The sequence below is a fragment of the Vicinamibacteria bacterium genome (assembly GCA_035620555.1).
Classification (GTDB): Bacteria; Acidobacteriota; Vicinamibacteria; order Marinacidobacterales; family SMYC01; genus DASPGQ01.
Genome location: DASPGQ010000200.1, coordinates 1 through 3,967, shown reverse-complemented (window position 1 = coordinate 3,967; position 3,967 = coordinate 1). Strand labels below are relative to the sequence as shown.

The 3,967-nt window shown below is 65.1% G+C and carries 6 protein-coding genes; 5 read left to right on the top strand and 1 reads right to left on the bottom strand.

Going from position 1 to position 3,967, the window contains the following annotated elements:
* Together VEK15_08105 and VEK15_08100 are read left to right on the top strand one after the other, a co-directional pair.
* The coding region (locus VEK15_08105) for a hypothetical protein (protein HXV60641.1) at positions 1 to 189 on the top strand (189 nt) is incomplete at its 5' end.
* A gap of 140 nt (positions 190 to 329) precedes the next feature.
* Positions 330 to 710, top strand: coding sequence for a cupin domain-containing protein (locus VEK15_08100; GenBank protein HXV60640.1), 381 nt, complete (start codon positions 330 to 332; stop codon positions 708 to 710).
* An 85-nt stretch (positions 711 to 795) separates the two neighbouring features.
* Here the strand turns inward: VEK15_08100 and VEK15_08095 are convergent, their stop codons facing one another.
* Positions 796 to 1,602: a class I SAM-dependent methyltransferase gene (locus VEK15_08095; GenBank protein ID HXV60639.1), complete on the bottom strand. Its 807-nt coding sequence runs from the start codon at positions 1,600 to 1,602 to the stop codon at positions 796 to 798.
* 61 nt (positions 1,603 to 1,663) lie between these two features.
* Between VEK15_08095 and VEK15_08090 the strand changes: the two genes are divergently transcribed.
* The 3 genes from VEK15_08090 to VEK15_08080 are packed head-to-tail and all read left to right on the top strand — an operon-like array spanning position 1,664 to position 3,774.
* Positions 1,664 to 2,398: a dihydrofolate reductase family protein gene (locus VEK15_08090; protein ID HXV60638.1), complete on the top strand. Its 735-nt coding sequence runs from the start codon at positions 1,664 to 1,666 to the stop codon at positions 2,396 to 2,398.
* Positions 2,395 to 3,381, top strand: coding sequence for an oxidoreductase (locus VEK15_08085; GenBank protein ID HXV60637.1), 987 nt, complete (start codon positions 2,395 to 2,397; stop codon positions 3,379 to 3,381). The genes VEK15_08090 and VEK15_08085 overlap by 4 nt, the downstream gene beginning before the upstream one ends.
* Positions 3,382 to 3,390: 9 nt before the next feature.
* The gene (locus VEK15_08080; GenBank protein HXV60636.1) at positions 3,391 to 3,774 is read left to right on the top strand and encodes a 6-carboxytetrahydropterin synthase; all 384 of its coding nucleotides are present in this window, start codon (positions 3,391 to 3,393) and stop codon (positions 3,772 to 3,774) included.
* The last annotated feature ends 193 nt before the right edge of the window (positions 3,775 to 3,967 follow it).

Sequence of the window (3,967 nt, the reverse complement as noted above, 5' to 3'; positions counted from 1 at the left end):
CCCGGCTCGGCCTTCGCGGCGCTTCGCGCCGGGCTCGCTCCGCTCGCGCAGGGCGCACTGAGTCTTTCATCACCCTGCTCATGGTTAATGCCGTGGCGGGACCTGCGATCGAACGTCCGCCCCGGCTCGGCCTTCGCGGCGCTTCGCGCCGGGCTCGCTCCGCTCGCGCAGGGTGTACTGAGTGATTAATCACCCTGCTCGTGCTCAATGCCTTGGCGGGACCTGCGTCCGCCACCGCTCGGCCGGCTGGGCGGTATTTTTCATCACCCGGCTCGTGCTCAATGCACTTGCCCCGATAGAACGCTCGTAAAGGAAGAATAGGAGGAACCGTGACCGATAACAGCCGAGTCAAGCACGTCCGCTGGGACGACCTGCCGAAGGAGAAGCTGACCGCGTACCTCGATCGCCGCATCGTCGCCGGCGACCGTTCGATGGTGACGCACGTGTACATGAAGAAGGGGTGCCTCGTGCCGATGCACCACCACGAGAACGAGCAGCTCACGTACGTTCTGGAGGGAGCGCTGAAGTTCTGGATCGGCACCGAGGACGCGGAGCCTTTCGTCGTTCGCTCCGGCGAGGTCCTGGTGCTGCCGTCCAACGTGCCGCACAAGGCCGAGGCTCTCGAGGATACCCTCGACGTCGATTTTTTCACCCCACCACGAAAAGACTGGCTCGAGGGAACCGACGACTACCTGCGCCAGCAAAAATAGGCGGGGTGACATGCTCCCCCGAGCGGTTTTCGAAGGGAGCCGCGGCGGGTATGGCATCGGCGACGGTCTTTCTCGGCGCTCTTTTTCAGCCGATTTTCGCGAGGACGTCCATCTGGTGCGCTACGAGAACGAGGTTCGCTTCGAGGATCTGTCGGTGGCGCTGTTTCCGCCAGGCGTTTACGACAGGTTCGTCGATGTGATCGCGTACCGCCTCGACGATCAGGTCCACGAGGAACTGGAGGAAGAATTGTTCGTCGCCAGGGTATCGGCCGTCTCGAGGATGAACGATCCAGTCCGAGCTTCCGATCTCGAGCACGCGCGCGCCTCGTGACGTCAGAGCGTGGAAGAGCAAGCGTCCGGTCCGGCCCTTTCGGGCCATCGTGGCATGGTACGTCTCCAGGATAGCTTCGTCGGCCTCGACCTCGGGCTCGAGGAGCGTCTCGCCGTCGAAGGTGATCGGACAGTAGAGAAGTCCTCCGCGTCTCCCGATCGCGAGAAGCTTGTCGACGGTCGGTTCCAGCGGCAGGAGGTCCAGCAGGGCGTGGGCGACCACGAGGTCGAATCGGCGGTCGAGCCCGGTCAGCTCATCGAGCTCCGAGCCCACGAACGTCATTTCGATGGGAAGCTCGTACCCATTGTCACGAATGCGCTCCCGCAGCTCGGAGTCGGGCTCGACCGCCGTGTAGCGCACGCGCTCGAAGCCCCGGAGAAGTCCCCAAGCCACCATGCGGTAAAGCCCGGTCCCGGTTCCGGCGCCGATGTCGGCGATGTCGATCTCTGGCCTGCCCGGGGCGCGAAGCTCAGCCTCGAGCCGCTCCCAGACGCGTCGGTCGAGCGCGCGATCGTCCACGCCCCGTTTCGCTTCGAGATATCGCACCCAGTCCCGTTTCACGGAACCGAATCTTATCGCGGACATTTGTGCCGCGGGCTCACGGTGGGATATAGAAGATGGAATGTTCTCCGGAGAACGGGTGCTCGTTCCGATTCTCGACGAGCTCTATACGCGGCTCGGCGCTGCCGAAGCGACGGTGGAACGTCTGGGCCGGCCGATGTTCACCGTCGCCTACGCCCAGAGCCTGGACGGCAGCATTGCCGGCGAGCGAAACCGCCCCATTGCTCTGAGCTGCGATCACTCCTGGCAGCTCACGCACGAGCTTCGGGCGGCCCATGACGCCATCCTCGTCGGGATCGGCACCGTCATCGCCGACAACCCGAGGCTTACGGTGCGCCTGGTGCCGGGTACCGATCCGAGGCCGATCGTCGTGGATTCCCGTTTGCGGCTGCCGCGAGAGGTCCATCTGCTCCTTGAAGATCGCAAGCCCTGGGTGGCGACCACCGAGCGAGCGGGAGACGAGGCCGAAGCGGCGCTTCGCTCCCGTGGCGCCGACGTGCTTCGTTTGCCCGCGCTCGCGAACGGCTGGGTGAACCTCGAGGCCCTGGCTCGTCGCCTCGCCGACGTCGGCATTGCCCACGTGCTGGTCGAGGGCGGCTCGCGCATCCTGACGAGCTTCCTCAAGGCCCGGCTCGTCGACTACGTCGTCGTCACCGTGTCGCCGCAATTCGTCGGAGGTGTCGCCGCGCTCGCGCGCAACGAGCTTTCCCCGTTTCCCCGCCTTCGCTCCTGGCGAACGGAACGCATCGGCGACGATCTGGTCGTTGCTGGAGAGCTCGAATTCTCCGACGAATGAAAGCCCGGCTTCTCGAGATTACACGCCCCCGGGAGCTCTCGATCAGAGAAGTGGAGGTTCCCGAGCCCGACGTCGATGAGCTGCTGGTGCGGACGCTCGTCTCGGCGATCAGCGCCGGCACCGAGCTCCTCTTCTATCGGGGAGACATTGCCGAGGGCACGCGCCTCGACGAGACGCTGCCGTCGCTCGATGCCGAGCTGCGGTATCCCCTGTCCTATGGCTATGCTTCGGTCGGCGAGGTCATCGCTTCCGGGACCAAGGTCTCGCGTGCGCTCGTCGGGCGCCGCGTCTTCGGCTTCGTTCCCCATCGGAGCCACTTCGTCGTCCGAGAGGCCGATGCGTTCGTGCTTCCCCAAGACGCCGACGTGGAGCGCGCCGCGTTTCTTCCGACCGCGGAGACGGCGGTGAACGTTCTCCTGGACGCCGCGCCTCGAATCGGCGAGCGCGCCCTCGTGGTGGGCCAGGGGATCGTGGGACTCATCACGACCGCGCTTCTGGCGCGGTTTCCGCTCGAGCGGCTCTGGACGCTGGAATCACTCGCGCATCGCCGGGTCGTCTCGACGCGGCTCGGCGCGGCACGTGCCCTTTCGCCCGGAGAGCTCGAGGCCGACGACTTCGATCTGAGTATCGAGCTCTCGGGGACCGCGCGCGGGCTCGAAGCGGCCATTGGGGCCATGGGTCTGGAAGGCCGCGTGATCGTGGCGTCATGGTATGGCGACGGGCGCGAGGCAGTCGATCTGGGAACGCGCTTTCATCGAAGGCGTCTCCGGTTGGTCTCGAGCCAGGTCTCGCGCCTGGGATCCGTCCACCTGGCTCGGTGGAGCAAGAAACGGAGGCTCGAGACGGCCTGGAGCGCTCTATCCCGTGTGGCGGTCGACGAGCTGATAACCCACCGGATCGCGCTCGAAGAAGCGGCCGAGGCTTACCGCCTCCTCGACGAGCATCCCGAGGCCTGTCTCCAGGTGCTCTTGACCTATACTTGACCTCGGTCTATGGCGAAGTACAGCTTGGGGGTTCGACGGGACTTCGTCGCCCGGCACTATCTCGTCGGGGGCGACTTCGGTGCGGAAGGAGAGCTGCACTCGCACCGCTATCTAGCCGAGATCGTCCTCGAAGGCGACGAGCTCGACGGGCACGGATTTCTCGTCGACATCGTGCGCATCGAACGGGCGCTCGAAAAGCGTGTCGAGCGCTACCGGGACCGGACCCTCAACGATCTGCCCGAGCTCGCCGGCCAGAACCCGGGCATCGAGGTGCTGGCTCGGGTTACGGCGGAAGCCCTGAGCCGCGAAATCCCCTGGAACGGTATCGAAGCGCTGACGGTGAAGATCTGGGAAAGCGACGAGGCCTGGGCGAGCTATCGAATCGAGACTTAGCAGGCTGATGAAAAAGTACAGCCCAGCCTGCCGAGCGGCGGCCAAGACTTCCGCTGCGAGATCGGCGCGCAGCGCCGTAAAGGCCAAGCCGTGGCGGCGCGATCAATCGCGGGTCCCGTCACGGCATTAAGCAGAGGATAGGATGACGGCAAAGAAAACGACAAAGAAGAAGACGAAAAAGACCGGGACCGAT

Excerpts from the sequence above, each read along its gene's own strand:
- VEK15_08090 (HXV60638.1), top strand. The coding sequence starts at position 1,664 with ATGTTCTCCGGAGAACGGGTGCTCGTTCCGATTCTCGACGAGCTCTAT.
- VEK15_08085 (HXV60637.1), top strand. The coding sequence starts at position 2,395 with ATGAAAGCCCGGCTTCTCGAGATTACACGCCCCCGGGAGCTCTCGATC.
- VEK15_08080 (HXV60636.1), top strand. The coding sequence starts at position 3,391 with ATGGCGAAGTACAGCTTGGGGGTTCGACGGGACTTCGTCGCCCGGCAC.